Consider the following 24,596-nt stretch of genomic DNA (forward strand, 5'->3'; position numbering starts at 1 on the left):
ATGACAAATCCGTTGCTTACCCCATCGAATCTGCCCTACGGTCTGCCGGACTTCGCCGCCATCACGCTCGATGACGTGCAGCCCGCGTTCGCTGAGGCGTTACGGCGCCACGCTGAAGAAATCACCGCCATCACCACCGAAGCCGCCCCGACGTGGGAAAACACCGTCGAGGCGCTGGAGCGTTCCGGCCGTGAACTTGAGCGCGTCACCGCCTGGTTCTTCAACCTGCAAGGCACCGACGGCAATGAGGCATTCGACGCGGTTGCAGACGACATTGTGCCGAAGCTGTCCGCCCACCTGGATTCCATCTACCAAAACGAGGAGCTTTACCGCCGCCTGGAGGCCGTTGAGGTGCCGGCTGATGAGGAGTCGCAGCGCCTGCACGACCTGTTGATGCGCCGCTTCCAGCGCCGCGGTGCCACGCTTGATGCACAGGGCAAGACCCGCCTGCAGGAGATCAACCAGCGCCTGGCGGAGTTGTCGGAGCGTTTCGGGCGCAACCTGCTCGCTGACACGAAGCGCCTTGCCGTGGAGTTCAGCGCGGAGGAGCTGGCCGGCCTGAGCGAGTCGCAGCGCGAGGCCTACCGCGACGGCGACCGTTACGTGGTGCCCATCGAGCTGCCCACCACCCAGTCCCTGCAGGCTGACCTGGAGCTTCCTGCTTCTCGACGCCATCTGTTCACCGCCTCTCGCCAACGCGGCGCGGAAACCAACCCGGCGATCATCGCCGAGACCGTGCAGCTGCGCCTGGAGCGCGCGAACCTGCTCGGTTTTGCCAGCCACGCTGATTACGTGATTGCGGAGGAAACCGCCGAAACCGCTCAGGCTGCCCGCGCGCTGGTTGCGGACCTGGCCCCGGCGGCTGCGGCGAATGCGGAAGCTGAGCGCAAACTCGCCTCCGAGCTCGCCGGTTTTGAGGTGGATGGGGCGGATTGGCCGTACTATCAGGCGCGCCGCAGGGAAGAGGAGCTTGACGTTGATGACGCCGAGCTGCGCAAGTACTTCCCGCTTGAGCAGGTGCTTGTAGACGGCGCGTTTCACGCCGCCAACCTCCTCTACGGCATCACCGTGACCAAGCGCGAGGACCTGCGCGGCTACCGCGATGACGTGGACGTGTGGGAAGTCACCGACGCGGACGGCACCGGCATCGGCCTGCTGTTGACGGACTACTTCGCCCGCGAAACCAAGCGCGGCGGCGCCTGGATGAGCTCCTTTGTGGAACAGTCCACGCTGCTGGACACGAATCCGGTGGTGGTCAACGTCATGAGCATCACCGACAACCTGCTTAGCGTGGACGAGGTCACCACCGTCTTCCACGAGTTTGGCCACGCGCTGCACGGGCTGCTGTCCAACGTGCGCTACCCAACGCTCAGCGGCACGAATGTGCCGCGTGACTGGGTGGAGTTCCCCTCCCAGATCAATGAAAACTACGCCTTTGCCCCAGAGATCGTGCGCAACTACGCACGCCACGTGGACACTGGCGAGGTCATCCCCGACGAGCTGCTCGAAGCGGTGCGTGCTTCCCGACAGTTCGGCCAAGGCTTCGCCACCGCCGAATACTTGGCGGCCGCAGCCATTGACTTGGCGTGGCACTCCCTGGAAACCCCGCCGGCAGACGACGTGGACATCGCCGAGTTCGAAACCCAGGCGCTTCGTCAGGTCGGCCTGGACATCGAAGGCCTCGAACCGCGCTACCGCTCCACTTGGTTTAACCACGTCTTCGCCGGTGGGTATTCGGCGGGCTACTACTCCTACCTGTGGGCTGAGGCGCTGGATGCTGATGGCTACCAGCTGGTTGAAGAGCGCGGCATCAACCGCGAAACCGGCCAGGCGTTCCGCGACACCATCCTGTCGCGCGGTGCCGCCCGCGACTACACGGAGGCATACCGTGCTTTCCGAGGCCGCGACAAAGACGTCCGCCCCCTGCTGACCCGCCGCGGGCTTGCGGGTTCCGACGTCCACGGCCAAGGGGAGTAGCGTAACTGCCATGCCAGACCCCTTGAACACACAGCACACGCAGCACACACAGCACCCGCACAACACCCCGGCTGAAACTCCGGCAAGCACGGAGAAGCGGACCACGAAGCGGCGCTTCCCCAAGTCGCGCGTCACCCAGGTGATGTGGTTTCTGATCGCGATGTGCGTTGTCGCCGCCGCGATCAGCGCGCTCTAGCGCCGCAAGCACACAGGGGCGCACGGGGGGGCAATGCCAGCACCCCCGCACCGCAGGCGCTGCAAGCGCTGGCGTTTAGCGCCCGCGCTGCGAGGCTTCGGCGACGCGCTTGAAAAGCTCCAGGGTGGGGAGGTCTTCGATGGTGAGGGGGTTGCGTTGGGCGTCGCAAAGCGGGATGCACCAGTTGGAGTACTGCTCGTGGTTGGTGCCGGGCTGGTTTTGGATGCGGACGTCTCCAACCATATCCACCAGGTTCGTGCAGGTCATGGCGGATGGGGTGGAGGCGACAAAGCGCGTGAGCCCCACCAGTAGGGAATCGACGTCGCCGTACTGGCCCAAATCCTTGTCTAGGAAGTTGACCTTGGCAAGCGGGGTGCCGTCGAATGCGCCTTCGGCCTGCACGGTGGCGAGCACCTGGGAGATCCACACGGCATCGTTGGCGTTGAGCTCCTCCAGCGTCTCGTGCACGAGGCCGAGTTTGTGGCGCAGCTCGTTGTGTGCGCCCTGGATGTAGCCGGCGGTTGGCGGCAGGTCGTGCGTGCCCACCGCGGTCAGCGACAGGTTGCGGTACTGATCCGAGGGCAGCGGCGCGCCGTTCCACGGGGTGGACTCGAACCACAACACGGTGGTGCCGAGGATGCCCTTGTCACGCAGCACGTCTTGGACCCACGGTTCGAAGGTTCCCAGGTCTTCGCCCACAACAACAGCACCGGCGCGCTGTGCTTCGAGCGCGAGGATGCCCACCATGGCTTCGTAGTCGTAGTTCATGTAGGCGCCGTCGGCGGGGGTGTCCATGCGGGGGATCCAGAACAGGCGGAATAGGCCAAGCACGTGGTCGACGCGGATGCCGCCGGAGTGGCGCAGCACGGTGCGCAGCAGGTCGCGCCAAGGTTCGTAACCGGCTTCGGCGAGCGCCTGGGGGTTCCACGGCGGCTGGGACCAGTCTTGGCCGAGTTGTGAGTATTGGTCTGGTGGGGCGCCGACGGAGGCGTCGGCAACCAGCACATCCGCAAGGGTGTGGGCGTCGGCGCCGTCGGGGTGGATGCCCACGGCCAGGTCGGTCATGATGCCAAGGCGCATGCCGGCGGCGATGGCGCGCTCTTGCGCGATGCGGCGTTGCTCATCCGCAATGAACTGCAGCCACATGTAGAAGCGGGTGGTTTCGCCGAGGTATTCCGCGCCGTCGTGGCGTGCGTTGGCGGTGGTGACGGCCTGTTGCGCGCACCAGTGGGCGAATTCGGCGAGCCCTTCGCCTTCATCAAGCATGAACAGTTCGAAATCGTGGGTGCGTTTCGGGTCCTGCTCAGCCATGTAGAACAGTTCGCGCAGCACTTGCAGTTTGGTGCCGAAAACCTCGTTGCGTTGCAGCGGTTCGGCTGAGCGGTTCATGGCTTTGAGCGGTTGGGCCATCTTGCTTATCGACGCCAACGTTTCCCCATCCAACCGCCCATACTCCGGCACAGCCTCCACGGAGATATAGATGGGGTTGACAAAGCGCCGTGAGGTAGGCAGGTACGGCGAGTCCTCCACCGGCGGCACGGGTTGTGCGGCGTGGACGGGGTTGATCAGCAGGTAGTCCGCGCCTTCGGCGGCGACGACCTCAGCTAGGCGTGCGAGGTCTTCGAAGTCGCCCACGCCCCAGGACTGCTCGGAGCGTACGGAGTAGAGCTGCGCCATGACACCCCACACGGGGTCCTGGATGCAGGATTCGTTGGTGGACAGCGTGCGTGGGGTGATGATCAGCGTGCAGCTGTCGGTGAAGTTGTCGGATTCCAGGTGCAGTTCGTGCCAGCCCACGGGCAGGTCGCCGGGGATGTGGAAGGTGGCTTCGCCCCACACGATGCCGTCGGCGCCGGTGACAGGTTGAGACCAGTTTTCGTCCTGGTAGGCGTCGCGCGAGGTGCCGTCTTCGAGCCGGATCCAGCAGTGCGCCGGATGCCCGTCGTGCACGTGCACGTTGAAGTGGCGTTCCTCGCCTTCCGGTGCCACCACGGTTGGCGGCAGGGGGCGTGTCGCCAGCTCAAGGTGGCGTGCATCCAGGTGGAGTTGGAGTTGTTCGTTCGTCGGATCGTCGTCAAGCGGGAGCCCCAAAGCGCGCAACAGCTTGATAAAAGACTGCCTCGGGGGTGTGGTCACCTCCCCGTTGGAGTCGCGGTAGGTGGTGCCGAAGCCGTAGGCCGCGGCGAGTTCGAGCAGCAAATCCCCGTTCATCACAAACAGTAATTCTGCCACAGCACACGCTAAAGTGGCCCCCATGCCGTCGAACACGTACACAACAGAGCTTGGATTCCACCTGGACGAGAAGGAAACGTGCATCCGCCGTCTGGCAACGATGTGCACGGAGCAGCCGCATGTGGTGCTGTTTTCCCGTCCTCGTAATTATGAGTGGGTGTCGGTGACCGCCGCGGACTTCTGGGAAGAGGTCTATGACGTGGCGAAGGGCCTGATCGCGGCTGGTATTGAGCCGGGGGATCGTGTGGCTATCTTGTCGTCGACGCGCTACGAGTGGGCGCTGTTGGATTTTGCGATTTGGGCGGCGGGTGCGGCGTCTGTGCCGATTTACCCGACGAGTTCCACGCCGCAGATTCAGTGGATTTTGGAGAACTCGGGGGCGCGGATCGCGTTTTGTGAGACGCGTGATCACACCGAGCTGATGACCCCGTTTTTGCCGGATGGTGTGTACAAGGACTCCAAGTTGGAGCGTTTGTATGAGTTCAACTCCGCAGGTGTGGAGACCATCAAGTTTGAGGGCCGTACGGTGGACACCTCGCTTGTAGACGCGCGCTGGCAAGCCCTGACCCACGATGACCTGGCGTCCATCGTGTACACCTCGGGCACCACGGGACGCCCGAAAGGTGTGGCGATTACGCACGGCAACTGGGCGCACCAGTGCTGGGCGCTTTTGGAAAATGAGATTGGCAAGGTGTCGTACCCGGGCCAGCGCATGGTGACGTTTTTGCCGCTGGCGCACGTGTTGGCGCGTGCGGTGTCTACTGCGTGGACAATTTCGGGGGCGACGCAGACGCACTGGTCTGACACCTCGACGTTGACGGTGGAGCTGCAGCGCGTGCGCCCGAACCTGGTGGTGGGTGTGCCGCGCGTGTTTGAGAAGGTGCGTGAGGGTGCCTACAACAAGGCCGCCGATGGTTCGGCGGTGGGCAAGCGCATCTTCCTAGAGGCGGAGAAGGCGGCGATTGAATACTCGAAGGCGTTGGATACGCCGGAGGGGCCGTCGCGAATGCAAAAGGCCAAGGCCAAGGTGTACGAGAAGCTGGTGTACGGCAAGATCAAGGAAGCCATGGGTGGCTCGGTCTGGTACGCCATTACGGGGGGTTCGGCGATGAGCGCGGATCTGTCGCACTTCTTCCGCGGCATGGGCGTGCCTATTTATGAGGGCTACGGGCTGACCGAGACGTGTGCGGCGTGCTGCGTGAACAATGCGGATGCGAACAAGATCGGCACCGTGGGCCGGCCGGTCAATGGGTATTCGGTGCGCATCAATGATGATGGTGAGATCGAGTTCCAGGGCCCCGGCGTGTTCTCCTACTACTGGCAGAACCCGGAGGCCACCGAAGAGGCGATTACGGACGGCTGGTTCAACACCGGGGATCTGGGTGAGGTTGATGAGGACGGGTTTGTCTCCATCACGGGCCGCAAGAAAGACCTGATTGTTACCGCCGGCGGCAAGAACGTTTCGCCGGCGCCGCTGGAGGAGATCATCCGCCAGCACCCGCTGATTTCCAACGCGCTGTTGGTGGGCGACGGCAAGCCGTTCATCGGCGTCCTTGTCACCCTGGATGAGGAGGAGCTGAAGCGCTGGAAGGCGAATCGCAACATTCCGGCGAACCGGAAGTTGTCGGATTTGGCGCAGGACCCGGCGTTGCGCGCTGAGGTGCAGGATGCGATCAACATGGCCAATGCGACGGTGTCGCGGGCTGAGGCGGTGAAGAAGTTCCGCATCCTGGACCGTGACCTGTCGGAGCAGAACGATGAGATGACGCCGACGATGAAGGTGAAGCGCAACGTGGTGTTCCAGCGTTTCCAGGAGGATATTGACAAGCTGTATCAGCGTTAGCGGCGCGCCTTAACGCGGCGGCGTGTGAAGTGGAATAGCATCGCTGACTGTTACTGTCACTTGGTTGTTTCCTGGGAGGCTTGCGATGCACAAATCGGCCGCTGTGCTGCGCCATCGTGAGTTGACTCAGGAGATTTACAACATTGGCGATGAGGTTGCTGAGTACGCTGAGCACATCGCCGAGGCTATTGCGGACTATGACGGTGAGCTGGCCGATGACTGCCTGGCGGAGTTCTGCGAGATTGTGGACGATGCCCGCCAGGATGCCCGCCGCATCGTTGGCGAGCTGATCGGGCTGCGCCAGGCGCTGACGTCCGGGATGCGCGCCGGGCACCTGTCTGCCAGTGCGGAGCCGGAGGAGCGGATCCCGGAGCCTGAGCTTCTCGACGCTGCGGGCCTGGACGACCTCTTCCCACTCGAGGTGCCGTATTCGGTGCAGATGATGCAGGACGCCTTGACGGGTCGCACTGATTTGGTGGTGCAGCACCTTGAAGAGGTTGTGGCGTTTGTGCTTGAGCAGACGGACATGGTGGCGCGTGAGTTGGGTGCGGTGAGCTTGCCGCATCTGTATGCGCGTGCTGGTGCGCTGGTGGAGGCAGCCGTGGACGGCTGGATTGAGACCGTGTTTGAGGATCACCCGGCGTTTGCCCGCACGATGCGGGGCCTGAATCCGCCGGAGTTTTTGGAAGAGCGCGCGCGTATCGACGCCATCGTGGCCCGCGTCGCCGCCAAACGCCGCCGCCGCGGCGCTTAAAGATTGATCGGGTACTTCAGGTACGCTTACGCCTCATGCCCTGGCGCGTGAAGGCATGGATTGGCGGATCCGTGCGCTTCGCCGCCGGGGCGTTTTGTGTGTGTTTCGGGGTTAGGTAGCAGAATGTCTCGCATGGATGCTTTTGGCGTGTATGTGCATGTCCCGTTTTGTGAGAGTCGTTGCGGGTATTGCGATTTCAATACGTATACCCCGAGCGAGGTGGAGACTTCGCACGCAACGTATTTGGATGCGTTGGAGCGTGAGCTGGAGTTAGCGGCGGCGCAGGTGCAGCGATCCGCGGATACGGTGTTCATTGGCGGTGGCACGCCGAGTGTCCTCGGCGCAGATGGCTTGGGTCGCATCCTCAATGCAGTCCGTAACACCTTTGGCATTAGCGAAGGCGCGGAGATCACCACGGAGTCTAACCCGGAGTCCACAAACCCGCAGTATTTCGAGGGGCTGCTGGGCCACGGTTTTACGCGCGTGTCGTTGGGGATGCAGTCGGCGTCCACGCCGGTGCTGAAGGTGCTGGATCGCCGACACACGCCGGGGCGTGCGGTCGCCGCCGCCAAAGAGGCCCACAACGCAGGCTTCCAGCACATCAACCTGGACATGATCTACGGCACCCCGACGGAGACGGACGACGATGTGCGCGCAACCCTCGACGCCATTTTGGAAACCCCGGTGGACCACGTCAGCGCCTACTCCCTGATTGTGGAGGATGGTACGGCGATGCATCGCAAAGTCCGCCGCGGCGAGCTGCCGGAGCCGCAGGAGGATGTCTACGCGCGCAGGTACGAGATGATCGCCGGGACCCTCGAAGCCCAGGGTTTTGATTGGTACGAGGTCTCCAACTGGGCCAAGCCAGGCGGCCAGTGCCGCCACAACCTGCTCTATTGGCGCGGCGGCGCGTGGTGGGGTGCGGGCCCGGGCGCGCATTCCACGATCTACCCGCGCCGCTTTTATAACGTGAAGCGGCCCGAGCGCTACGCCGACATCCTCGCCGCAGGCCAGCTGCCGATTGCTGAAGAAGAACAGCTCACCGAAGAGATCCGCCGTTTTGAGGCCGTCATGTTGGGGTTGCGCCTGAAGGAGGGGATTGACGCTGGGTTGGTTGACGTGGGCGTCGATAAGCATGAAAAGCTCGGGCTGCTCACGGTGGGCGAGCGCATTGCGGTCACGGACAAGGGCAGGCTGCTTGTGGACGGCATCGTGACAGACCTCCTCGCCCACGAGTAACATCGACGGCTATGAGTGCGGCGGATGTGAGACGGCGGGCGGTGCTGCGGGCAATCGTCGCTGATTACATCGCCAGCCAGGAACCTGTGGGGTCGAAGGCGCTTGTAGAGCGCCACGGGCTGGGGGTGAGCTCGGCGACGATCCGCAACGACATGAGTGTGCTGGAGTCCCAGGGCTTCATCGAGCAAACACACGCGTCGTCCGGGCGGATCCCCACGGAGGCGGGCTACCGGGCGTTTGTGGACGCGTTGCACGACGTCAAGCCGCTGTCCGTCGCCGAGCGGCACGCGATTATGCAGTTTCTTGATGGCGGTGTGGACTTAGAAGACGTCCTGCGCCGCTCAGTGACGCTGCTTGCACAACTGACCAACCAGGCGGCCGTGGTGCAGCTGCCCACGCTGACGGTCTCACGCGTGAAGCACTGCGAGGTGGTGGCGCTTGCGCCGATGCGGCTTCTGCTTGTGCTGATCACGGACACGGGACGTGTGGACCAGCGCAACGTGGAGCTGGAACACCCGATTGATGATGACGCGGTGCGGTTGCTGCGCGAACACCTCAACACCGTGCTGGTGGGCAAAACCCTGCGCGAAGCCGCCGACGCCATCGCCGATCTGCCAAACGCGGCGCCGATGCACCTGCAGCCGGCGGCGCGCCGGGCTACCGAGGTGCTCATAGACACGCTGGTAGACACCACGCCGGACCGCCTGCTGATCGCTGGCGCCGGCAACCTCACCCTGCACGGGCCGGGGGATCTGCGCAGCGTGATCGCCGCCTTGGAGGAGCAGGTGGTGGTGCTGAAGCTGTTGGCGAGCGCTCAGGAACTGGAGCACGTGTCTGTGCGCATCGGACGCGAGAACGAGGACGTGGAATTATCCCGCGCCAGTGTTGTTACAACTGCATATGGGGCTGGCCATGAGGCACTTGGTGGTTTAGGGGTTGTCGGTCCCACGCACATGGACTACCCCGGTACCATTCAGAAGGTTGCAACGGTGGCCAGCTATATCAGCCGCATCCTGCGCGGCGAATAGAAAGGAACGTTTTGGCTCGGGATTACTACGGCATCCTCGGCGTGGACCGGGAAGCCACCGAACAGGAAATTAAAAAGGCGTATCGCAAACTTGCGCGTAAGTACCACCCGGATGTGAATCCGTCGGATGAGGCGCAGGAGAAGTTTGCGGAGATCTCGCTTGCGCAAGAGGTGCTGCTGGATCCGCAGAAGCGCTCCATTGTGGATCGTGGTGGGGATCCGATGGAAGCAGGCGGCGGCATGGGCGGCGGCGCCGGTTTTGGTGGCGGCCTGGGCGATATTTTTGAGGCGTTTTTCGGCGGCGGCGCCGGTGGGGCGCGCCAGCCGCGTTCGCGTGTGCAGCCGGGTGCGGATGCCTTGCTGCGGACCTCCATTACCTTGCAGGAGGCCTACACAGGTGTGAAGCAGGAGGTCAGCGTGGATACGGCCGTGGTGTGCGACAAGTGCCACGGTACGGGCTCGGAATCCCAGTCGAAGCCGGTCACGTGTGATCACTGCCATGGCATGGGCGCGGTCCAGGAGGTGCAGCAGTCCTTCCTGGGCAATGTGATGACTACGCGTGATTGCCCGAAGTGCCGCGGCTACGGCGAGATTATCAAGGACCCGTGCGGCCAGTGCGCCGGCGATGGCCGCGTGCGCGCAACCCGTGATCTGACGGTGAACATCCCGGCGGGCATTGCAAACGGCATGCGTATCCGCATGGCAAGCCAGGGTGAGGTCGGCCACGGCGGCGGGCCCGCAGGTGATCTGTATGTAGAGGTGCACACGGAGCCGCACCCGTACTTTGTTCGGGACGGCAACGATCTGCTGCTGCAGCTCAACGTGCCCATGGTGGATGCGGCGCTTGGCACGGAGATCACGGTGGACAACCTGGCCGGCGGCCAGACTGTCATCGAGGTGCCTGCGGGCACACAGCCGGGCGAGACTGTGCGCCTGGACGGTGAGGGCATGCCGCTGCTTCGCACCGACCGCTTCGGTGACCTGGTCGCGCACGTGCAGGTCGTCGTGCCTACGGACTTGTCGTCCGCGGAGCGTGAGGCGCTGACCAAGCTGCGGGACGCTCGCAGTGACAGTGCCGAAGTCCACACCGAGTCCGACACCGCCCATGAGGGGTTCTTCGGCCGGATGCGTGATAGGTTCCGCCGCTAGTGTCGCTGCCATTTTTCGTCTGTGATGACCCGCGCGCGGGCGTGCTCGTTGGCCCGGAGGCCCAGCATGCCCACGTGAAGCGCATTGCGGTTGGGGAGCAGATCATGCTTACCGACGGCAACGGCCTGACCACCACCGTCACCGTCACCCACACCGCCAAAAACGAGCTACGCGGCGACGTGGTGGCCCAACACGTGGTGGAAGCGCCGTCGCCGCGGGTGACGGTGGTGCAGGCGATCCCGAAGTCGGAGCGCTCCGAGCTGGCCGTTGACCTGGCTGTGCAGGCGGGCGCGGATGCGATCATCCCGTGGATCAGCCACCGCACGATCGCCCGCTGGCCGGAAAACAAGCAGGCGAAGATGGTGGAGAAGTGGCAAAACCAGGCCCTGGCCAGCGCCAAACAGGCGCGTCGGGCGTGGGTGCCGCAGGTGGCTGCGCCGGTGTCGTCGGGGTGGCTGGGTGGCGTCGATAAGCAAAAGCTCATTCTGCATGAGGATGCGACCACGTCGATCAGGGATGTGGAGCTTGCCGATGACATCTACCTGGTTGTCGGGCCCGAGGGCGGCATCGGGGCAGATGAGCTGGAGCTGATCGGCGGCACGCCCGTGAAACTAGGGCCCGAGGTGCTTCGGACGGCAAGTGCGGCGTTTGCGGGGCTCTGTGCGATCGGAACCTTGACAAAGCGCTGGTAGTCTGAAGCGCATTATGGAAGAACTGCTCACCCGAAAAATCGAGCTGGATTCCGCCTACGCGCAATCCGTCCTTGGGGTCAACGATGAAAACGTCCGCGTACTCAGCCAACACTTGGGCGTGGACGTGCACGCGCGTGGCACGACGGTGACGCTGCGCGGCGAGGCACACCGCGTCGGCCACGCCCTGCGCGCGCTGGATGAGCTGGAGTCGATGGCGCGCCGCGGAGTACCCGTGACTGCCGATACCGTGGTGCACGCCGTGCGGATCATGGAAAATGAGGCGCCGGAGTCCGTCGCCGAGATCCTGGGCGCGGAGATTGTGGCGCGCAAGGGCAAGGTGATTCGTCCGAAGACGGCGGGGCAGCGTCGTTACGTGGATGCGATTGACGCGAACACGATCACGTTCGGCATCGGCCCGGCCGGTTCCGGCAAGACGTACCTGGCGGTGGCGAAAGCCGTGCAGGCGCTGCAGAACAAAGAGGTCAAACGCATCATCCTGACCCGCCCAGCCGTGGAAGCAGGCGAGAAGCTGGGCTTTTTGCCCGGCACGCTCAGCGACAAGATCGACCCGTACCTGCGGCCCTTGTATGACGCGCTGCGCGACATGCTGGACCCGGAGATGATTCCGAAGCTGATTGAGGCCGGCATCATCGAAGTCGCCCCGCTTGCCTACATGCGAGGCCGCACGCTTTCAGACGCCTTTGTGATCCTGGATGAGGCCCAAAACACCACCGGCGCGCAGATGAAAATGTTCCTGACGCGCCTTGGGTTCGGCTCGAAAATGGTGGTTACTGGCGACGTATCCCAGGTGGATCTGCCGCGCGGCACCGTCTCTGGCCTGCGCGTGGCGCGTCGCATCCTGGGCGACATTGAAGGCATCGAATTTATGGAGCTGCGCGCCGAAGACGTGGTGCGCCACCACCTGATCTCGCGCATTGTTGCGGCCTATGACCGCCATGATGCGCAAAACGCGGCGCGCTACGAAAAGCGCCAGCGAGAAATTGAGCGCGAACGTGAGCTGGAGGCAGGCCAATGAGTATTGAGGTGCTAAACGAGTCGGGTGAAGCCGACGTTAACGAGGAAATGCTGGTGGACGTCTGCTCGTTCGCGCTGCGTGCGATGGACGTCCACCCCGATACCGAGGCGACGATCACGCTTGTAGACGAAGCGACCATGGCCGACCTCCACGTCCGCTGGATGGATCTCGAAGGCCCCACCGACGTGATGAGTTTCCCCATGGATGAGTTGACGCCGGGCGGTGGGCGCCCAGACGCATCGCCGTTTGGTGCGGCCATGCTTGGAGACATCATCTTGTGCCCCGCTTTCGACCGCAAACAAGCCGACATGGCCGGCCACGACCTAGCGCACGAGCTGGCGCTGCTCACCGTCCACGGGGTGCTGCACCTGCTTGGATACGATCACGTCGCCCCGGACGACGAGCACGAGATGTTCGCGCTGCAAAACGAGATCCTGTCGGACTGGTACGACTCGCTGCATTCGCGCGGCGTGGCCTACCAGGACAAGCCGACGGGTCCGCACGCGTTTCCGTCGGCGGCGGACCGCGAGGAGCTGGATCGCCGCATGCGCGCGGCCGGCGAGCAGGCGGGGGAGCGTTAAGTGCCACTCACACTTGCATATGCGGTGACGACGCTGATCGCACTGCTGCTCTCCGGCCTGCTTGGTTCAGTAGAGTCGGCGCTGGCGCCGATTTCGCGTGCCCGCGTTGAGGGCATGGTCAAAGACGAGGTGCGTGGCGCCGGCGCGTTGCTGCGCGTGGTGGATAACCGCGCAAGCCACGTTAATGCGTTGGTGATGCTGCGCACCGTGTTGGATGTGGTGGCGGCGGTGTTTGCCGCGATGCTTGCCATGGACCTGATTGCTTCCGACGTGTGGGCGATCACCGCGGCGGTGGCCGCTGTGACGTTGCTGCAGTTCGGCATCATCGGCGTGTTCGCGCGCACGGCGGGCAAACGCAACCCGTATTCCATCAGCTTGCGCGCCGCGCAGTGGCTGGTGGCGTTCCACACCATCCTCGGCCCGCTGTCGGGGTTGCTGATCAAGCTGGGCAACGTGTTCCACCCGGGTGAGGATTTCCGCGACGGCCCGTACTCCACCGAGGTGGAGCTGCGCGAGATGGTGGATATTGCCCAGGAGCAGGGCGTGGTGGAAACCACCGAGGGCCGCATGATTCAGAATATTTTTGACCTCGCCTCCACCCACGCCCGCCAGGTGATGGTGCCGCGCCCGGAGATGATCTGGATCGAGGAGGACAAGACAGCCGCCCAGGCCACGCGCCTGATGGTGCGTTCCGGCCACTCGCGCGTGCCCGTGATCGGCGAGGACGTCGACGACATCGTCGGCGTTGCCTACCTCAAGGACATGTTTGGTGATGACGGCCGCCCCATCGACCGCGACACCGCAATCACCAACGTGGTGCGCGAGCCGCTGTTCGTCCCCGACTCCAAGCCGTTGGACGTGTTGCTGAAGCAGATGCAGCAGCAAAACACGCACATCGCGATTGTTGTGGACGAGTACGGCGGTGTGGCCGGCCTGCTCACCATGGAGGACCTGTTGGAGGAGATCGTCGGCGAGATCACCGACGAGTACGACGAAGACGAGGCCGCCCCCATCGAGCACCTCGACATGGATACGGACACCCGCCTGCTTCGCGTCCAGGCCCGCCTGCCGCTGGATGACCTCATCGACCACCTCGCCGACCACCTGGACTATGAGCTCACGTACGACGACGAGGTGCTCGATTCCGTCGATACCGTTGCCGGGTTGTTGTCCTATGAGTTGGGGCGTGTGCCGTTGCCGGGGTCGTCGATAAGCATGGATGGCCTGACGTACACCGCGGAAGGCGGCCGTGACCGCCGGGGTCGCATCAAGACCCGTACTGTTTTAGTAAGTGTTCCCGCGCCTGCGGGGGAGGAGTTTTCCAAATGAATATTTTGTCGATCCAGTCGGCGGTGGCCTACGGGCACGTGGGTAATTCGGCGGCGGTGTTCCCGCTGCAGCGCATCGGGCATGAGGTGTGGCCGGTGCATACGGTCAACTTCTCCAACCACACCGGCTACGGCGCCTGGAAGGGCCCGGTGTTGCCGGCGGACGATGTCGCAGCGGTGATTGCGGGTGTTGAGGAGCGTGGGGCTTTCCCGCTTGTCGACGCCATCCTGACCGGCTACCAAGGCGCCCCCACCATCGCGGACGTGATCATCGATACCGTGGCCCGCGTCAAGGAAGCTAATCCGAAGGCGATCTATGCGTGCGACCCGGTCATGGGCAACGCGAAGTCCGGCTGCCACGTGGCGGATGAGATCCCGCCGATGCTGCGTTCCAAGGTGGTGCCGGTTGCGGACATCATCTTCCCGAACCAGTTCGAGCTGGGCTACCTCACGGAGCGCGACGTGACGGATCTGGACTCCACGCTTGCCGCTGTGGAGGCGGCTCGCGACATGGGCCCGGAGACGGTTGTGGTGACGTCGGTGGAGCGCCCCGAGACCGCCGAGCTGGACGTGATGGAGATGCTGGTGGCTAACAGCGAGGGCACGTGGATGGTGCAGACCCCGCGCCTGCCCATGAAACGCAACGGCTCCGGCGACGTCACCGCCGCCCTGTTTACCGGCCACCTGCTGAACTCGGCTGATCCGGCGGACGCGCTGGCAAAAACCGCCTCGTCGGTCTACGACATGTTGCGTCTGACCTTCGAGGCGGATTCCCGCGAGCTCAAACTGGTTGAGTCGCAGGAGTTTTTTGCGCATCCGGCGATGCAGTTTGGCGTCGAAAAGCTGTAGCTCTTAGAACGCCGAACGTGGTGCGCCGATGCCCGGGTCGATGCGCGGTGGGTCGCCGGCGCCGGGGCGGATGTCGATGTCGAAAATCTCCGTAGGCAAGTAGACCGTGGCGCACGAGTTCGGGATGTCCACCACGCCGGAGAAACGACCCTCGATCGGCGCGGCGCCCAAAAGCAGGTAAGCCTGCTCCGGCGACCAGCCGAACGTGGTCAGGTAGTCGATGGCGTGCAGGCAGGCGCGCTGATACGCAAGCTGCGAATCCAGGTAGCGCTGCTCACCCTCAAGCGTCACCGACGTGCCGGAGAACGCCAGCCACTGGCTGTAGCGCGGCTCCACGTTGCCGGGCATGAAGATGGCGTTCTCGCTGACGTTGTACTTGGCCATGCCGTCTTTGATGATGTCAACGTGCAGGTCAATGAAGCCGCCCATCTCGATGCCGCCGCAGAACGTGATCTCGCCGTCGCCCTGGGAGAAGTGCAGGTCGCCGACGGAGAAGTTCGCGCCGTCCACATACACGGGGTAGAACACGCGGGTGCCCTTGGACAGGTTCTTGATGTCCTGGTTGCCGCCGTTTTCGCGCGGCGGAGCGGTACGTGCGCCTTCGGCGGCGACGCGGTCGAACTCAGCGCCTTCCAGCGAACCCAGCACGGCGCCGTTCGGCTCCGGCGGCAGCGCCAACGGCGGCACGCGCTCCGGGTCGGTGGCAATGAGCGCGGCTTCGCGCTGGTTCCACTTGCCCAGAAGCTCGTGCGACGGCGCGGTGCCCATCAGCCCCGGGTGGATGATGCCGGTGAAGCTCACGCCCGGGATGTGGCGCGAGGTTGCGGTTTGGCCCTTGAAGTCCCAGACGGCCTTGTAGGCGTCTGGGAACTGGTCGGTGAGGAAGCTGCCGCCGTTCTTCTTGGCAAAGATGCCGGTGTAGCCCCAGCCCTGGCCGGCCAGCGGGCCTTCCTCCTGCGGGATCGGGCCGACGTCCAGGATGTCCACCACCAGCAGGTCGCCGGGCTTGGCGCCTTCGATGCGGAATGGGCCGGAGAGGGTGTGGACGGTGTTGAGTGGGGCGTCTCGAATATCGTCGGCGCTGTCGTCGTTTTTGATGAAGCCGTCGAACCATTCGCGGCAGTCAACGCGGAATGAGTCGCCGGGCTTTACCGTGACCGCCGGCGGGATGTCTGGGTGCCAGCGGTTGTGGCCGAGTGTTTCTTGCTCGGTGAATGGCTTGGTTGAGTCGAGGGGAAACAGGTTGGTTGGCATGGGGTGATCCTCCTCAGGGTTTGGGTAGTTTTGCGTGTTGGGGGTTGCGCGTGACGGGCGTTGCGCGTTTGTTGCCTGCGCTTGGCAGGCTGTTGACTACGGCTGGCTCGTATGCGCTCTTCTGTGTTGCTTCGACGGCGCGTGCTTTGGCTCCGTCGACACGTCGTACGGAAACGGCGCTGATCATCCGGTTGGCTACGTCGCCGCAGTTGGGGCATTCGCGGGTGCGTTGCTCGCTGGACATGGGTAGCTGCTGCTCGGATATGTGACCAGCGCCGCATTTGAATTCGTAGATGGGCAATGCCTCTCCCTTCGCATTTTGTGGTTGCAATCACAGAAGTACCCCCACTCTAGCGATTGTTAGGATTTTCGCCGTGAATATCGTTTCCTTGCAGTCTCACGTGGCCTACGGGCATGTGGGAAATTCGGCGGCTACCTTTGCTATGCAGCGCTTAGGCCATGAGGTCTGGCCGGTGTACACGGTGAATTTTTCCAACCATACGGAGTACCCCGATTGGGGTGGGCCGGTGATGGACCCGGCTCAGGTCAAAGATGTGCTGGACGGGTTTAGTTTTGCGTTTGACCAGGTTGATCTGGTGGTCACTGGCTACCTGGGTTCGCCGGAGCTTGCGGAGGTGGTGCGCGAGACCGTGACGCGTATCAAGGCGGCGAATCCGCAGGCGCGCTACATCTGTGATCCGGTGATTGGTAATGAGGAGGTTGGTTCTTTTGTCAGCCCGGAGATGCCGGATGTGTTTCGTGAGGTGCTGATTCCGCTGGCTGATGCGATTACCCCGAATGAGTGGGAGCTGAATCTGCTGGGGGTGGATCTGCCGTCGCGCGCGTTGATTACCTCGGTGGGCTCGGATCCTTTGCGCATGATCGATGTGTCGCCCGAGGGCACTTTTTGCTTATCGACGCCACGTTTAGGCGGCAACGTCGTCGGCGCCGGAGACCTCGCCACCGCGCTCTACGCGGCAATGTTTGACGAGCCAGCCCGCGACAGGCTGGGTCATTTGGGGGCGACGATGTTTGATTTTGTCAACGAGGTCCGCACGCGCAATCTGCCGGAACTGCCGCTGATTGAGTGCCAGGAGCTGCTCGTCCGGCCGCGCTCCTCCTTTGATGTGGTGGAGGTTGAGTACCCTTAGGCGTTATGCATGATTTCACTTCCGCACCTGAGGGCTTCCGCTCTGGTTTTGTTGCTTTCGTGGGCCGTCCGAATACGGGTAAGTCCACGCTGACCAATGCGTTGGTGGGGGAGAAGATTGCGATTATGGCGGATCAGCCGGAGACAACGCGTCACCCGATCCGCGGCATTGTCAATCGCGATGACGCCCAGGTGATCGTGGTGGACACCCCGGGTATTCACCGCCCGCGCACGCTTTTGGGTGAGCGTTTGAATGACGTGGTGCGCGACACGTACGCGGACGTGGACGTGATCGGCTTTACGGTGCCGGCGGATGAGAAGCTCGGACCCGGCGACCGCTTCATTTATGAGCAGATCCGTGAGATCAGTCCGAAGGCGCCGGTGGTTGGCATTGTGACCAAGCTGGACAAGACGTCCAAGGACGCGGTGGGCGAGCGCCTCATTGAGCTGCATGAGATGCTGGGGCCGGATTCGGAGGTTGTGCCGGTGTCCGCCACCGAGCAGGTGCAGCTGGATGTGCTTTTGAACGTCCTGGTCTCTCAACTCCCCGAAGGCCCCCGCTTCTACCCCCAGGACCACGTGACCGATGAGGACATGGAAACGCGCATCGCGGAGCTGATCCGTGAAGAGGCGCTCAAGGGTCTTCGCGAGGAACTGCCGCACTCCGTTGCCGTACAAGTAGATGAGATGGTGCCGGACCCGGACAACCCGGAGCGCACCATGATCTACGCCGTGGTCTACCTAGAGCGCCCCGGCCAGAAGCGCATCCTGGAGGGCCCGGACGGGCGCCGCCTGTCCGGTATTACGCACCGCGCGCGACGCCAGATCATGGACCTGACCGGCACCAACGTCTACCTGGACCTGCGTATGAAGGTGCTGAAGAACTGGCAGTCGGACCCGAAGGCCCTCGGACGGCTGGGCTTTTAGGTGGCTTTTAACTCCTGGCGCGATCGCGCCTACATCATCCGCACCTACGACTTCGGCGAGGCGGACCGCGTCATCGTCCTGCTCACCGAACACCACGGCCTGGTGCGTGGCGTGGCCAAGGGGGTGCGCAAGTCCAAGTCCCGCTTCGGCTCGCGCCTGCAGCCGTTTGTGGAGGTAGACGTGCAGGTCTACCCCGGACGCAAAACCAATGCGCTTGCCACCATCACCGGCGCGGACACCGTGACCTACTACGGCCACCAAATCACCGACAACTTTGACCGCTACACCGCCGCCTGCGCGATCATGGAAACCGCAGAAAAGCTGGCTTATGAGGAGGCGGATCCGGGGTTGTTTGGGTTGGTGGGGGCTGCGTTGGGGCGTCTACAAGCAAACGAAGCTCCGACAATGGTGTTAGATGCCTTCATCCTCCAAGCCACAGACCATGCCGGCTGGGGAGTCACCCTGTTCAACTGCGCCAACTGCCAGGCGCCCGGCCCGCACCGCGCGTTCAACCCCGCAGTAGGCGGCGCCGTGTGCACCAACTGCCGCCCGTCCGGATCCGCCGACGTGGACCCGGAAGTCCTCCACACCATGTGGCTGCTGCAACACAACCACCCCGCCGGCCCCGAGCACGCCGCCGCCGCGCACCGCCTGACTGCCGCGCACCTGAACTATCACCTTGAAACCGGGCTGAAGTCACTGCGCGTGATGGAGCAGGCATAATCAAACGCATGACACCGCAACCTCCCGCGATTGACCCCAAGTTCATCCCACGCCACATTGCGCTGGTCATGGACGGCAACGGCCGCTGGGCCCAAGAACGTGGCCTGCCGCGCACGGAGGGACACAGGCGCGGGGAGGCGGTGCTTATGGACTGTGTGGATGCCTGCATCGCCATGGGCGTCGACTGGCTGTCCGCCTACGCCTTTTCGACGGAGAATTGGCGGCGCTCCGCCTCCGAAGTACGTTTTCTGATGGGTTTTTCGCGCGACGTGCTGCGTCGCCAACGTGATGAGCTGCATGAGAAAAACGTGCGCATCGTGTGGGCGGGCCGGCGGCCGCGGCTGTGGCGTTCGGTGCTGCGTGAGCTGGAGGAAGCCGAAGCGCTGACGAAGGACAACACCGGGCTCACGCTCGCCATGTGTATTAATTACGGCGGCAGGGCCGAGATTATCGACGCCACACGTAACCTCATCCAAGCCGCCAACGAAGGCAACATCCGCCCCGGCGACATCAACGAGGACACGCTGTCCCAATACCTGTACCGCCCCGACATGCCGGACGTGGACCTGTTTCTGCGCCCGAGTGGGGAGAAGCGCACGTCGAACTTCCTTTTGTGGCAGTCGGCGTACGCGGAGATAGTCTACCAGGACACGCTGTTTCCGGACTTTACGCCGCAGCACATGTACGACGCAGTGTTGGAGTACGCCAAGCGCGACCGCCGCTTCGGCGGCGCGGTAGATAAGTTCGCGAAACCCTAGCGAAATCCCAGCGCGCCGGGCGCGGTTTGGCGCCGCTACGGGCCAGCAGTTTTGGCGCCGCTACTGCCTCCCCGGCTCGGCCTGTGCCTCTTGCTCAGCTTGCGCTTCTTGTTCGGCTCGCGCGGCTTGGCAGGCGCGGCAGATGCCGTACACCTCGGCGTCGTGAGCCACAAGCTCGTAGCCGTAGCGCGACGCAACCGCCTCCGCCCAACGCTCCACCGGCCCGCCCTCAACTTCCTCACTGCGCCCGCACTTGGTGCACACGAGATGGTGATGGTGGTGCGGACTCACGCAGTGGCGGTACAGCGTTTCGCCCTCGGGGGTCTGCAACACGTCCACAATGTCCATCTCCGCCAACGACTGCAGCGTGCGATACACGGTGGTCAGGCCGACTTGTTCGCCGCGCTCTTCAAGCATCCCGTGGATTGTCCTGGCAGAGGAGAAGCGTTCAACCTCGCGCAGCATCTCCACGATGGCGGTGCGCTGTCGCGTCGAGCGGGGACCGATCTTGGGAATGGGCTGTTTGGCCATACCTACCACTATTAGCCCACCGCTAAGCTTTTTGCGGCCTCGGGGTTGACGGGGTGAGCCCCGGGGCCGCGATTGCCGCCACACCAACCCCACCCGAATGCCCCCGCCCCGCAAGCCAGTGGATTGCGTCAACTACCCCCGGATGCGTCAACGAATAGACCACCTCACGCCCTTCACGACGCGACGCCACCACCCCCGCCGCCCTCAAAATCCGCAAATGCTGCGAAATCAAAGGCTGCGATTTACCCAAGGAGGTGACGAGGGTGTTGACGGCGCGGTCGCCGTCGGCAAGCAAAAGCACCAACTGCAACCGTAACCGCGAATCAAGCGCGCTGAGCAGCACAACAGTGCGCTCAAGCTCCCGCGGTGTCAGTTCCATGCCGGAATATTTTACTGCAAATGGACCAGTAAATGTTGCACATTTCCCCACACCATGCAGAGTTTGCTGGTCGCTTCGCTAGACTGTTGCCGAAAGTGTTCAGACGCAAAGAGGAGGCTCGGACCAAGTGCCCGCCAATACAATCGATACCGTAGTTAACCTGTGCAAGCGCCGCGGCCTTGTATACCCGGCCGGTGAAATCTACGGCGGCACCCGCTCTGCCTGGGACTACGGCCCGCTTGGCGTTGAGCTGAAGGAAAACATCAAGCGCCAGTGGTGGCGCCACATGGTGCAGTCCCGCCGCGACACGGTTGGCGTTGACACCTCCATCATCCTGCCGCGCCAGGTGTGGGTCGCATCCGGCCACGTTGAGGTGTTCACGGACCCGCTGGTGGAGTCGCTCTACACCAACAAGCGCTACCGCGCCGACCACCTCATTGAGGCCTACGAAGAGAAGCACGGCCACCCGCCAGCAAACGGCCTGGCAGACATCAATGACCCGGAGACCGGCCAGCCCGGCAACTGGACCGAGCCGCGCGAATTCTCCGGCCTGATGAAGACGTACCTCGGCCCCGTCGACGACGAAGAGGGTCTGCACTACATGCGCCCCGAGACGGCTCAGGGTATTTTTGTGAACTTTAAGAACGTGATGACGTCGTCACGCATGAAGCCCCCGTTCGGCATCGCCAACATTGGTAAGTCCTTCCGCAACGAGATCACCCCGGGCAACTTCATCTTCCGAACCCGCGAGTTTGAGCAGATGGAGATGGAATTCTTTGTCAAGCCGGGTGAGGACGAGCAGTGGCACCAGTACTGGATTGATAACCGCCACCAGTGGTACATCGACCTGGGCATCAACCCGGACAACCTGCGCCTGTACGAGCACCCGCAGGAGAAGCTGTCGCACTACTCCAAGCGCACCGTGGATATTGAATACGCGTACGGTTTCACCGGCTCCAAGTGGGGCGAGCTGGAGGGCATTGCCAACCGCACGGATTATGACCTGAAGACCCACTCCGAGGCCTCCGGTGAGGACCTGTCCTACTTCGACCAGGAGTCCGGCGAGCGTTGGATCCCGTACTGCATCGAGCCGGCGGCAGGCTTGGGTCGCGCCATGATGGCATTTCTTATCGACGCCTACGATGAAGAAGAAGCCCCCAACACCAAGGGAGGCACCGACACTCGTGTTGTGCTGCGCCTTGACCGTCGCCTCGCGCCGGTGAAGGTGGCCGTGCTGCCGCTGTCGAAGAAGCCGGAGCTTGCCGGCCCGGCGGGCGAGCTGGCGGACAAACTGCGTCAGTTCTGGAACGTGGAGTACGACACCTCCGGTGCGATCGGCCGCCGCTACCGCCGCCAGGACGAGATTGGTACGCCGTTCTGCGTGACCTATGACTTCGAGTCGCTGGAGGACAACGCCGTGACCGTGCGCGAGCGCGACACCATGGAGCAGGAGCGCGTGCCGCTGGCAGAGCTCGAGGCATACCTGGCTGCGCGACTGATCGGCTGCTAATGCATTACGTCAGTTGGGATCGTACGGACCGGGACGCGCCGAAGCTGCTTGTAGAGGACGGACCCGAGGTACTCGGCGTGTTTCGTGGTACGCACGCGGATGTTGGCGGCGAAGTCTGGGAGCTGACCGTTGCACCTGAGGCCGGGGCCAGCGCGGTGCGCGACGGTGTGGAAATCGTGCGTGCCGCCGACCCGCTGAAGCGCGGCGAAACCATCCGCGCCGAGGTTGAGGGGCGCGGCTACACGCTGGTCAGCGAGACCTCATCGAACTGGATCATCGACAACGCCGCCGGCGAGAAAGTCGCGCAGTTCACGCGCGCCAACTCGGGTGTGCGCAAGGCGATCCTGGAGTTCGAGGGCGAAACCGACCTGCCTGCCACGGATGTCGTGGCGCTCGCGTGGCTGTCGCGCGAGGTGATGGAGTCGCGCCAGAACGTCTCCGCAAACGCGCTGATTGCCACGCTGGTGCTGCTGTCGGTGGTTGCGGTGCTGGTGTACGTGCTATGACCGTGCCGCACACGGTCACGATTGCGGGCGTGTCCATGGTGGTCAAATCCACCAAGGCCACGCACGTGCGCGCCACTACTATCGACGGCCACCCGTACACCCTCCGCAAACGCTCCATCACCGTGAGCAAATACGTGGCTGACTGTGACGGGCGCACCTACACCGTGCGCCGCCGCGGCAGCTCGCCGCTGCATAAGCGCCGCGAGATCACGGACGCGGACGGCCGTTTGGTCGGCACCACGGAGTCCACCCCTGACGGCAACATCGAACTCACCGTGATTGATACCCCCGCCGCCATTTCCGGCGCCGACCGTGCTTCCTCGGCTGACCGTGCTTCCGCCGCTGACCCCGCCAACCGGCAGCTTGACGTGGACCTCGGCTTCATCGCCTGGGCGCTGTCGTTTATCGACGCCCCAATCACCAACCTCCGCCTCTCCTAACCCCGCCCATTACCCCCGCGCACGGTGTACCCGCACCCGCGCGAACCCCACACCCGCACGCACCCGAGCACGCACGGCGTACCCGTACCCGAGCTAACCCCGCGCACCCGCGCTAACCCCGCGCACCGCACCTTCGCGCACCCGCGCACGCAACGCGGCTACCGTTTGATGGCGCCGAACAGCAGCCGCATTGCGCCCGGAGGCCCGGCGGTGTTCTCGATAGGCGGGCCCCATTCGGGCTGCCACGCGGGGCGGCCGCGGATGAGCGTGATGTGGCCGGCGCGGCGGCGTCGTTTAGCAAGGCCCCCTGTAACGCCGGGATCGTCGTCGTTGACACGGTTGTGGTAGCTGCACAGCATGGTCAGGTTGTCCATGTTGGTGTTGCCGCCGTGCTTCCAGGGCGTGACGTGGTGCGCTTCGCAGTGCTCGGCGGCCGTTTTGCAATCAGGCCAGGCGCAGGTGGGGGAGACCAGCTTGGCCAGGAGCCGCTGTTTCGCATTTGCGTACCTGCGCCCCCTGTACGCATCAACCGCGCCCTCCACCGGATGAAACAACGCCACTTCCAGTTCGGCGCCGTGGTGGAGCGCGAGGTATTCGGCGCCGGTGATGGTGGTGCCGTCGCTGAGCCCGAGCAGCACATCCTCCGCGCTCGCACCGTTGCTGGCACTGCCGGCACTGCCGCTGTGACCGCTACCCGCGCCGCCGCTAGCACCTGCGCTGGGGTTTGGAACCGTGCGGCCAAGCAGCTTGACGTGCTCGGGCAGCGGCACGAGGACGACGGGCCGCGGCGCAGCAGCAGCCACCCGCACGCCGGCACCCGCGCCCGCGCCTGCGTTTGCGTCGCCCGTGCCGGCACCCGCGTCCGCGCCTGTACTTGCAGCAGCGCCGGTGCCGCTGGTGCTTGCGTCGCCCGTGCCGGCACCCGCGCCTGTACCGTCTGTGCCGTCGCGGTTGAGCAGGCGCGCGAAGTTCGCCGCCATTTGGGGGCCGGCGGGGCGCGACGGGTCGATGTCGCGACGCAGATGGTGTTCGAGGTCGGCCATCAACCGTTCGTCCAACGCAACGCGCAGGGAACGGGTGCGGCACCGCGACCGCGAAAACGACGCGGTCTGTTCGTACGGCTTCTCCTCGCGCGGGATCAGCTCCCGAATCGCCGCCTTCAGGCCTCGCGGGCTGCGTGGTTGCGCCAGCAGGTGGAGGCGGGCGGTGGGGTGGTTGGACGGGTCGTCGATACGCAAAAGTGCTTTTTCGATGGTGATGAGCTGCTCAAGCGGCACCTGGTTGGCCCGCGCAAACACGAGGGCTTCGCGGTCGGCGCGCGTGCCAAAGTAGGCCTTGTGCACCATTTCCCAGTCCGCGATGAGTGTGGACGACAGGCGTGCGGCAAGGGCGGTGTCGCGGTCGAAGTCCGCAAGGGCATCGACGCTTTGCGACGCAATCAAGCCAGCAAACGAAGTCATACCCCGCACGCTAAACACCCCCGCCGCATGAGGAAAGCGCGCCGAGCAAAAGCCT

At 63.9% G+C, this 24,596-nt stretch carries 25 protein-coding genes; 19 read left to right on the plus strand and 6 right to left on the minus strand.

Annotation, left to right across the window (positions count from 1 at the left end; all coding sequences use genetic code 11):
* Nucleotides 1–1,977 carry a M3 family metallopeptidase gene (locus AK829_RS00630; protein WP_052203356.1) on the plus strand — a complete coding sequence of 659 codons (1,977 nt, stop codon included), beginning with the start codon at nucleotides 1–3 and terminating at the stop codon, nucleotides 1,975–1,977.
* 10 nt (nucleotides 1,978–1,987) lie between these two features.
* Nucleotides 1,988–2,173, plus strand: coding sequence for a hypothetical protein (locus tag AK829_RS00635; RefSeq protein ID WP_052203358.1), 186 nt, complete (start codon nucleotides 1,988–1,990; stop codon nucleotides 2,171–2,173).
* Between the two features lie 75 nt (nucleotides 2,174–2,248).
* Here the strand turns inward: AK829_RS00635 and malQ are convergent, their stop codons facing one another.
* Nucleotides 2,249–4,384 carry a 4-alpha-glucanotransferase gene (gene malQ, locus AK829_RS00640; protein ID WP_052206283.1) on the minus strand — a complete coding sequence of 712 codons (2,136 nt, stop codon included), beginning with the start codon at nucleotides 4,382–4,384 and terminating at the stop codon, nucleotides 2,249–2,251.
* 43 nt (nucleotides 4,385–4,427) lie between these two features.
* Between malQ and AK829_RS00645 the strand changes: the two genes are divergently transcribed.
* From AK829_RS00645 to pdxY (AK829_RS00690), 10 genes are all read left to right on the plus strand, one after another.
* On the plus strand, nucleotides 4,428–6,248 hold the full coding sequence (locus AK829_RS00645) for an AMP-dependent synthetase/ligase (RefSeq protein ID WP_052203359.1): 1,821 nt from the start codon (nucleotides 4,428–4,430) through the stop codon (nucleotides 6,246–6,248).
* 85 nt (nucleotides 6,249–6,333) lie between these two features.
* Nucleotides 6,334–7,002, plus strand: a complete 669-nt coding sequence (locus AK829_RS00650; RefSeq protein ID WP_052203360.1) for a hypothetical protein — start codon at nucleotides 6,334–6,336, stop codon at nucleotides 7,000–7,002.
* A 132-nt stretch (nucleotides 7,003–7,134) separates the two neighbouring features.
* Entirely contained in the window at nucleotides 7,135–8,241 is a 1,107-nt protein-coding gene (gene hemW, locus AK829_RS00655) for a radical SAM family heme chaperone HemW (RefSeq protein ID WP_052203363.1), read from the plus strand.
* Nucleotides 8,242–8,252: 11 nt separating this feature from the next.
* Nucleotides 8,253–9,269, plus strand: a complete 1,017-nt coding sequence (gene hrcA / locus AK829_RS00660; RefSeq protein ID WP_052203368.1) for a heat-inducible transcriptional repressor HrcA — start codon at nucleotides 8,253–8,255, stop codon at nucleotides 9,267–9,269.
* A gap of 11 nt (nucleotides 9,270–9,280) precedes the next feature.
* Nucleotides 9,281–10,417 carry a molecular chaperone DnaJ gene (gene dnaJ, locus AK829_RS00665; protein ID WP_052203370.1) on the plus strand — a complete coding sequence of 379 codons (1,137 nt, stop codon included), beginning with the start codon at nucleotides 9,281–9,283 and terminating at the stop codon, nucleotides 10,415–10,417.
* Entirely contained in the window at nucleotides 10,417–11,109 is a 693-nt protein-coding gene (locus tag AK829_RS00670; protein ID WP_052203372.1) for a 16S rRNA (uracil(1498)-N(3))-methyltransferase, read from the plus strand. Before dnaJ ends, AK829_RS00670 begins: the two co-directional genes overlap by 1 nt.
* Before the next feature lie 13 nt (nucleotides 11,110–11,122).
* A complete protein-coding gene (locus tag AK829_RS00675; protein ID WP_052203375.1) occupies nucleotides 11,123–12,145 on the plus strand; it encodes a PhoH family protein in 1,023 nt (340 codons plus the stop codon).
* On the plus strand, nucleotides 12,142–12,726 hold the full coding sequence (gene ybeY / locus AK829_RS00680; protein ID WP_052203377.1) for an rRNA maturation RNase YbeY: 585 nt from the start codon (nucleotides 12,142–12,144) through the stop codon (nucleotides 12,724–12,726). Before AK829_RS00675 ends, ybeY begins: the two co-directional genes overlap by 4 nt.
* Complete coding sequence (locus tag AK829_RS00685) at nucleotides 12,727–14,055, plus strand: hemolysin family protein (RefSeq protein ID WP_052203379.1); 1,329 nt, start codon at nucleotides 12,727–12,729, stop codon at nucleotides 14,053–14,055. It begins immediately after the preceding gene.
* Nucleotides 14,052–14,903: a pyridoxal kinase PdxY gene (gene pdxY, locus AK829_RS00690; RefSeq protein WP_052203380.1), complete on the plus strand. Its 852-nt coding sequence runs from the start codon at nucleotides 14,052–14,054 to the stop codon at nucleotides 14,901–14,903. Before AK829_RS00685 ends, pdxY (AK829_RS00690) begins: the two co-directional genes overlap by 4 nt.
* A 3-nt stretch (nucleotides 14,904–14,906) precedes the next feature.
* On the opposite strand, the gene fmdA is transcribed toward pdxY (AK829_RS00690), so the two are convergent.
* Together fmdA and AK829_RS12895 are read right to left on the minus strand one after the other, a co-directional pair.
* Nucleotides 14,907–16,157, minus strand: coding sequence for a formamidase (gene fmdA / locus AK829_RS00695; RefSeq protein ID WP_052203382.1), 1,251 nt, complete (start codon nucleotides 16,155–16,157; stop codon nucleotides 14,907–14,909).
* A 13-nt stretch (nucleotides 16,158–16,170) separates the two neighbouring features.
* Entirely contained in the window at nucleotides 16,171–16,401 is a 231-nt protein-coding gene (locus tag AK829_RS12895) for a zinc ribbon domain-containing protein (RefSeq protein WP_371441036.1), read from the minus strand.
* 130 nt (nucleotides 16,402–16,531) lie between these two features.
* Here AK829_RS12895 and pdxY (AK829_RS00700) point away from each other — a divergent pair, with 130 nt between their 5' ends.
* Genes pdxY (AK829_RS00700) through AK829_RS00715 form a run of 4 tightly spaced genes read left to right on the plus strand, consistent with a single transcriptional unit; the run spans nucleotide 16,532 to nucleotide 19,715 of the window.
* Entirely contained in the window at nucleotides 16,532–17,308 is a 777-nt protein-coding gene (gene pdxY, locus AK829_RS00700; protein ID WP_052203384.1) for a pyridoxal kinase, read from the plus strand.
* 5 nt (nucleotides 17,309–17,313) lie between these two features.
* On the plus strand, nucleotides 17,314–18,234 hold the full coding sequence (gene era, locus AK829_RS00705; RefSeq protein WP_052203387.1) for a GTPase Era: 921 nt from the start codon (nucleotides 17,314–17,316) through the stop codon (nucleotides 18,232–18,234).
* The gene (gene recO / locus AK829_RS00710) at nucleotides 18,235–18,957 is read left to right on the plus strand and encodes a DNA repair protein RecO (protein ID WP_052203388.1); all 723 of its coding nucleotides are present in this window, start codon (nucleotides 18,235–18,237) and stop codon (nucleotides 18,955–18,957) included.
* An 8-nt stretch (nucleotides 18,958–18,965) separates the two neighbouring features.
* Nucleotides 18,966–19,715: an isoprenyl transferase gene (locus tag AK829_RS00715; RefSeq protein WP_052203390.1), complete on the plus strand. Its 750-nt coding sequence runs from the start codon at nucleotides 18,966–18,968 to the stop codon at nucleotides 19,713–19,715.
* 60 nt (nucleotides 19,716–19,775) lie between these two features.
* Here the strand turns inward: AK829_RS00715 and AK829_RS00720 are convergent, their stop codons facing one another.
* Together AK829_RS00720 and AK829_RS00725 are read right to left on the minus strand one after the other, a co-directional pair.
* Nucleotides 19,776–20,246, minus strand: coding sequence for a Fur family transcriptional regulator (locus AK829_RS00720; RefSeq protein ID WP_052203392.1), 471 nt, complete (start codon nucleotides 20,244–20,246; stop codon nucleotides 19,776–19,778).
* Between the two features lie 22 nt (nucleotides 20,247–20,268).
* Nucleotides 20,269–20,625 (minus strand): ArsR/SmtB family transcription factor, encoded by a 357-nt coding sequence (locus tag AK829_RS00725; RefSeq protein ID WP_083439690.1) that lies wholly within the window; start codon nucleotides 20,623–20,625, stop codon nucleotides 20,269–20,271.
* Between the two features lie 127 nt (nucleotides 20,626–20,752).
* Between AK829_RS00725 and AK829_RS00730 the strand changes: the two genes are divergently transcribed.
* Genes AK829_RS00730 through AK829_RS00740 form a run of 3 tightly spaced genes read left to right on the plus strand, consistent with a single transcriptional unit; the run spans nucleotide 20,753 to nucleotide 23,081 of the window.
* Complete coding sequence (locus tag AK829_RS00730; RefSeq protein ID WP_052203394.1) at nucleotides 20,753–22,135, plus strand: glycine--tRNA ligase; 1,383 nt, start codon at nucleotides 20,753–20,755, stop codon at nucleotides 22,133–22,135.
* Nucleotides 22,135–22,641 carry a hypothetical protein gene (locus AK829_RS12925; RefSeq protein WP_052203396.1) on the plus strand — a complete coding sequence of 169 codons (507 nt, stop codon included), beginning with the start codon at nucleotides 22,135–22,137 and terminating at the stop codon, nucleotides 22,639–22,641. Before AK829_RS00730 ends, AK829_RS12925 begins: the two co-directional genes overlap by 1 nt.
* Nucleotides 22,638–23,081, plus strand: a complete 444-nt coding sequence (locus AK829_RS00740; RefSeq protein WP_052203400.1) for a hypothetical protein — start codon at nucleotides 22,638–22,640, stop codon at nucleotides 23,079–23,081. Before AK829_RS12925 ends, AK829_RS00740 begins: the two co-directional genes overlap by 4 nt.
* 158 nt (nucleotides 23,082–23,239) lie before the next feature.
* Here the strand turns inward: AK829_RS00740 and AK829_RS00745 are convergent, their stop codons facing one another.
* On the minus strand, nucleotides 23,240–24,541 hold the full coding sequence (locus tag AK829_RS00745) for an HNH endonuclease signature motif containing protein (protein WP_052203402.1): 1,302 nt from the start codon (nucleotides 24,539–24,541) through the stop codon (nucleotides 23,240–23,242).
* Nucleotides 24,542–24,596 lie beyond the last annotated feature (55 nt).

This window comes from Corynebacterium riegelii, from assembly GCF_001263755.1.
Lineage (GTDB): Bacteria > Actinomycetota > Actinomycetes > Mycobacteriales > Mycobacteriaceae > Corynebacterium > Corynebacterium riegelii.

Bases quoted from the DNA above. Each gene is read 5' to 3' on its own strand.
- AK829_RS00630 (WP_052203356.1), top strand. From the start codon at position 1: ATGACAAATCCGTTGCTTACCCCATCGAATCTGCCCTACGGTCTGCCG.
- AK829_RS00635 (WP_052203358.1), top strand. From the start codon at position 1,988: ATGCCAGACCCCTTGAACACACAGCACACGCAGCACACACAGCACCCG.
- malQ (WP_052206283.1), bottom strand. From the start codon at position 4,384: ATGAACGGGGATTTGCTGCTCGAACTCGCCGCGGCCTACGGCTTCGGC.
- AK829_RS00645 (WP_052203359.1), top strand. From the start codon at position 4,428: ATGCCGTCGAACACGTACACAACAGAGCTTGGATTCCACCTGGACGAG.
- AK829_RS00650 (WP_052203360.1), top strand. From the start codon at position 6,334: ATGCACAAATCGGCCGCTGTGCTGCGCCATCGTGAGTTGACTCAGGAG.
- hemW (WP_052203363.1), top strand. From the start codon at position 7,135: ATGGATGCTTTTGGCGTGTATGTGCATGTCCCGTTTTGTGAGAGTCGT.
- hrcA (WP_052203368.1), top strand. From the start codon at position 8,253: ATGAGTGCGGCGGATGTGAGACGGCGGGCGGTGCTGCGGGCAATCGTC.
- AK829_RS00675 (WP_052203375.1), top strand. From the start codon at position 11,123: ATGGAAGAACTGCTCACCCGAAAAATCGAGCTGGATTCCGCCTACGCG.
- ybeY (WP_052203377.1), top strand. From the start codon at position 12,142: ATGAGTATTGAGGTGCTAAACGAGTCGGGTGAAGCCGACGTTAACGAG.
- pdxY (WP_052203380.1), top strand. From the start codon at position 14,052: ATGAATATTTTGTCGATCCAGTCGGCGGTGGCCTACGGGCACGTGGGT.
- fmdA (WP_052203382.1), bottom strand. From the start codon at position 16,157: ATGCCAACCAACCTGTTTCCCCTCGACTCAACCAAGCCATTCACCGAG.
- AK829_RS12895 (WP_371441036.1), bottom strand. From the start codon at position 16,401: ATGTCCAGCGAGCAACGCACCCGCGAATGCCCCAACTGCGGCGACGTA.
- era (WP_052203387.1), top strand. From the start codon at position 17,314: ATGCATGATTTCACTTCCGCACCTGAGGGCTTCCGCTCTGGTTTTGTT.
- AK829_RS00715 (WP_052203390.1), top strand. From the start codon at position 18,966: ATGACACCGCAACCTCCCGCGATTGACCCCAAGTTCATCCCACGCCAC.
- AK829_RS00720 (WP_052203392.1), bottom strand. From the start codon at position 20,246: ATGGCCAAACAGCCCATTCCCAAGATCGGTCCCCGCTCGACGCGACAG.
- AK829_RS00725 (WP_083439690.1), bottom strand. From the start codon at position 20,625: ATGGAACTGACACCGCGGGAGCTTGAGCGCACTGTTGTGCTGCTCAGC.
- AK829_RS12925 (WP_052203396.1), top strand. From the start codon at position 22,135: ATGCATTACGTCAGTTGGGATCGTACGGACCGGGACGCGCCGAAGCTG.
- AK829_RS00740 (WP_052203400.1), top strand. From the start codon at position 22,638: ATGACCGTGCCGCACACGGTCACGATTGCGGGCGTGTCCATGGTGGTC.
- AK829_RS00745 (WP_052203402.1), bottom strand. From the start codon at position 24,541: ATGACTTCGTTTGCTGGCTTGATTGCGTCGCAAAGCGTCGATGCCCTT.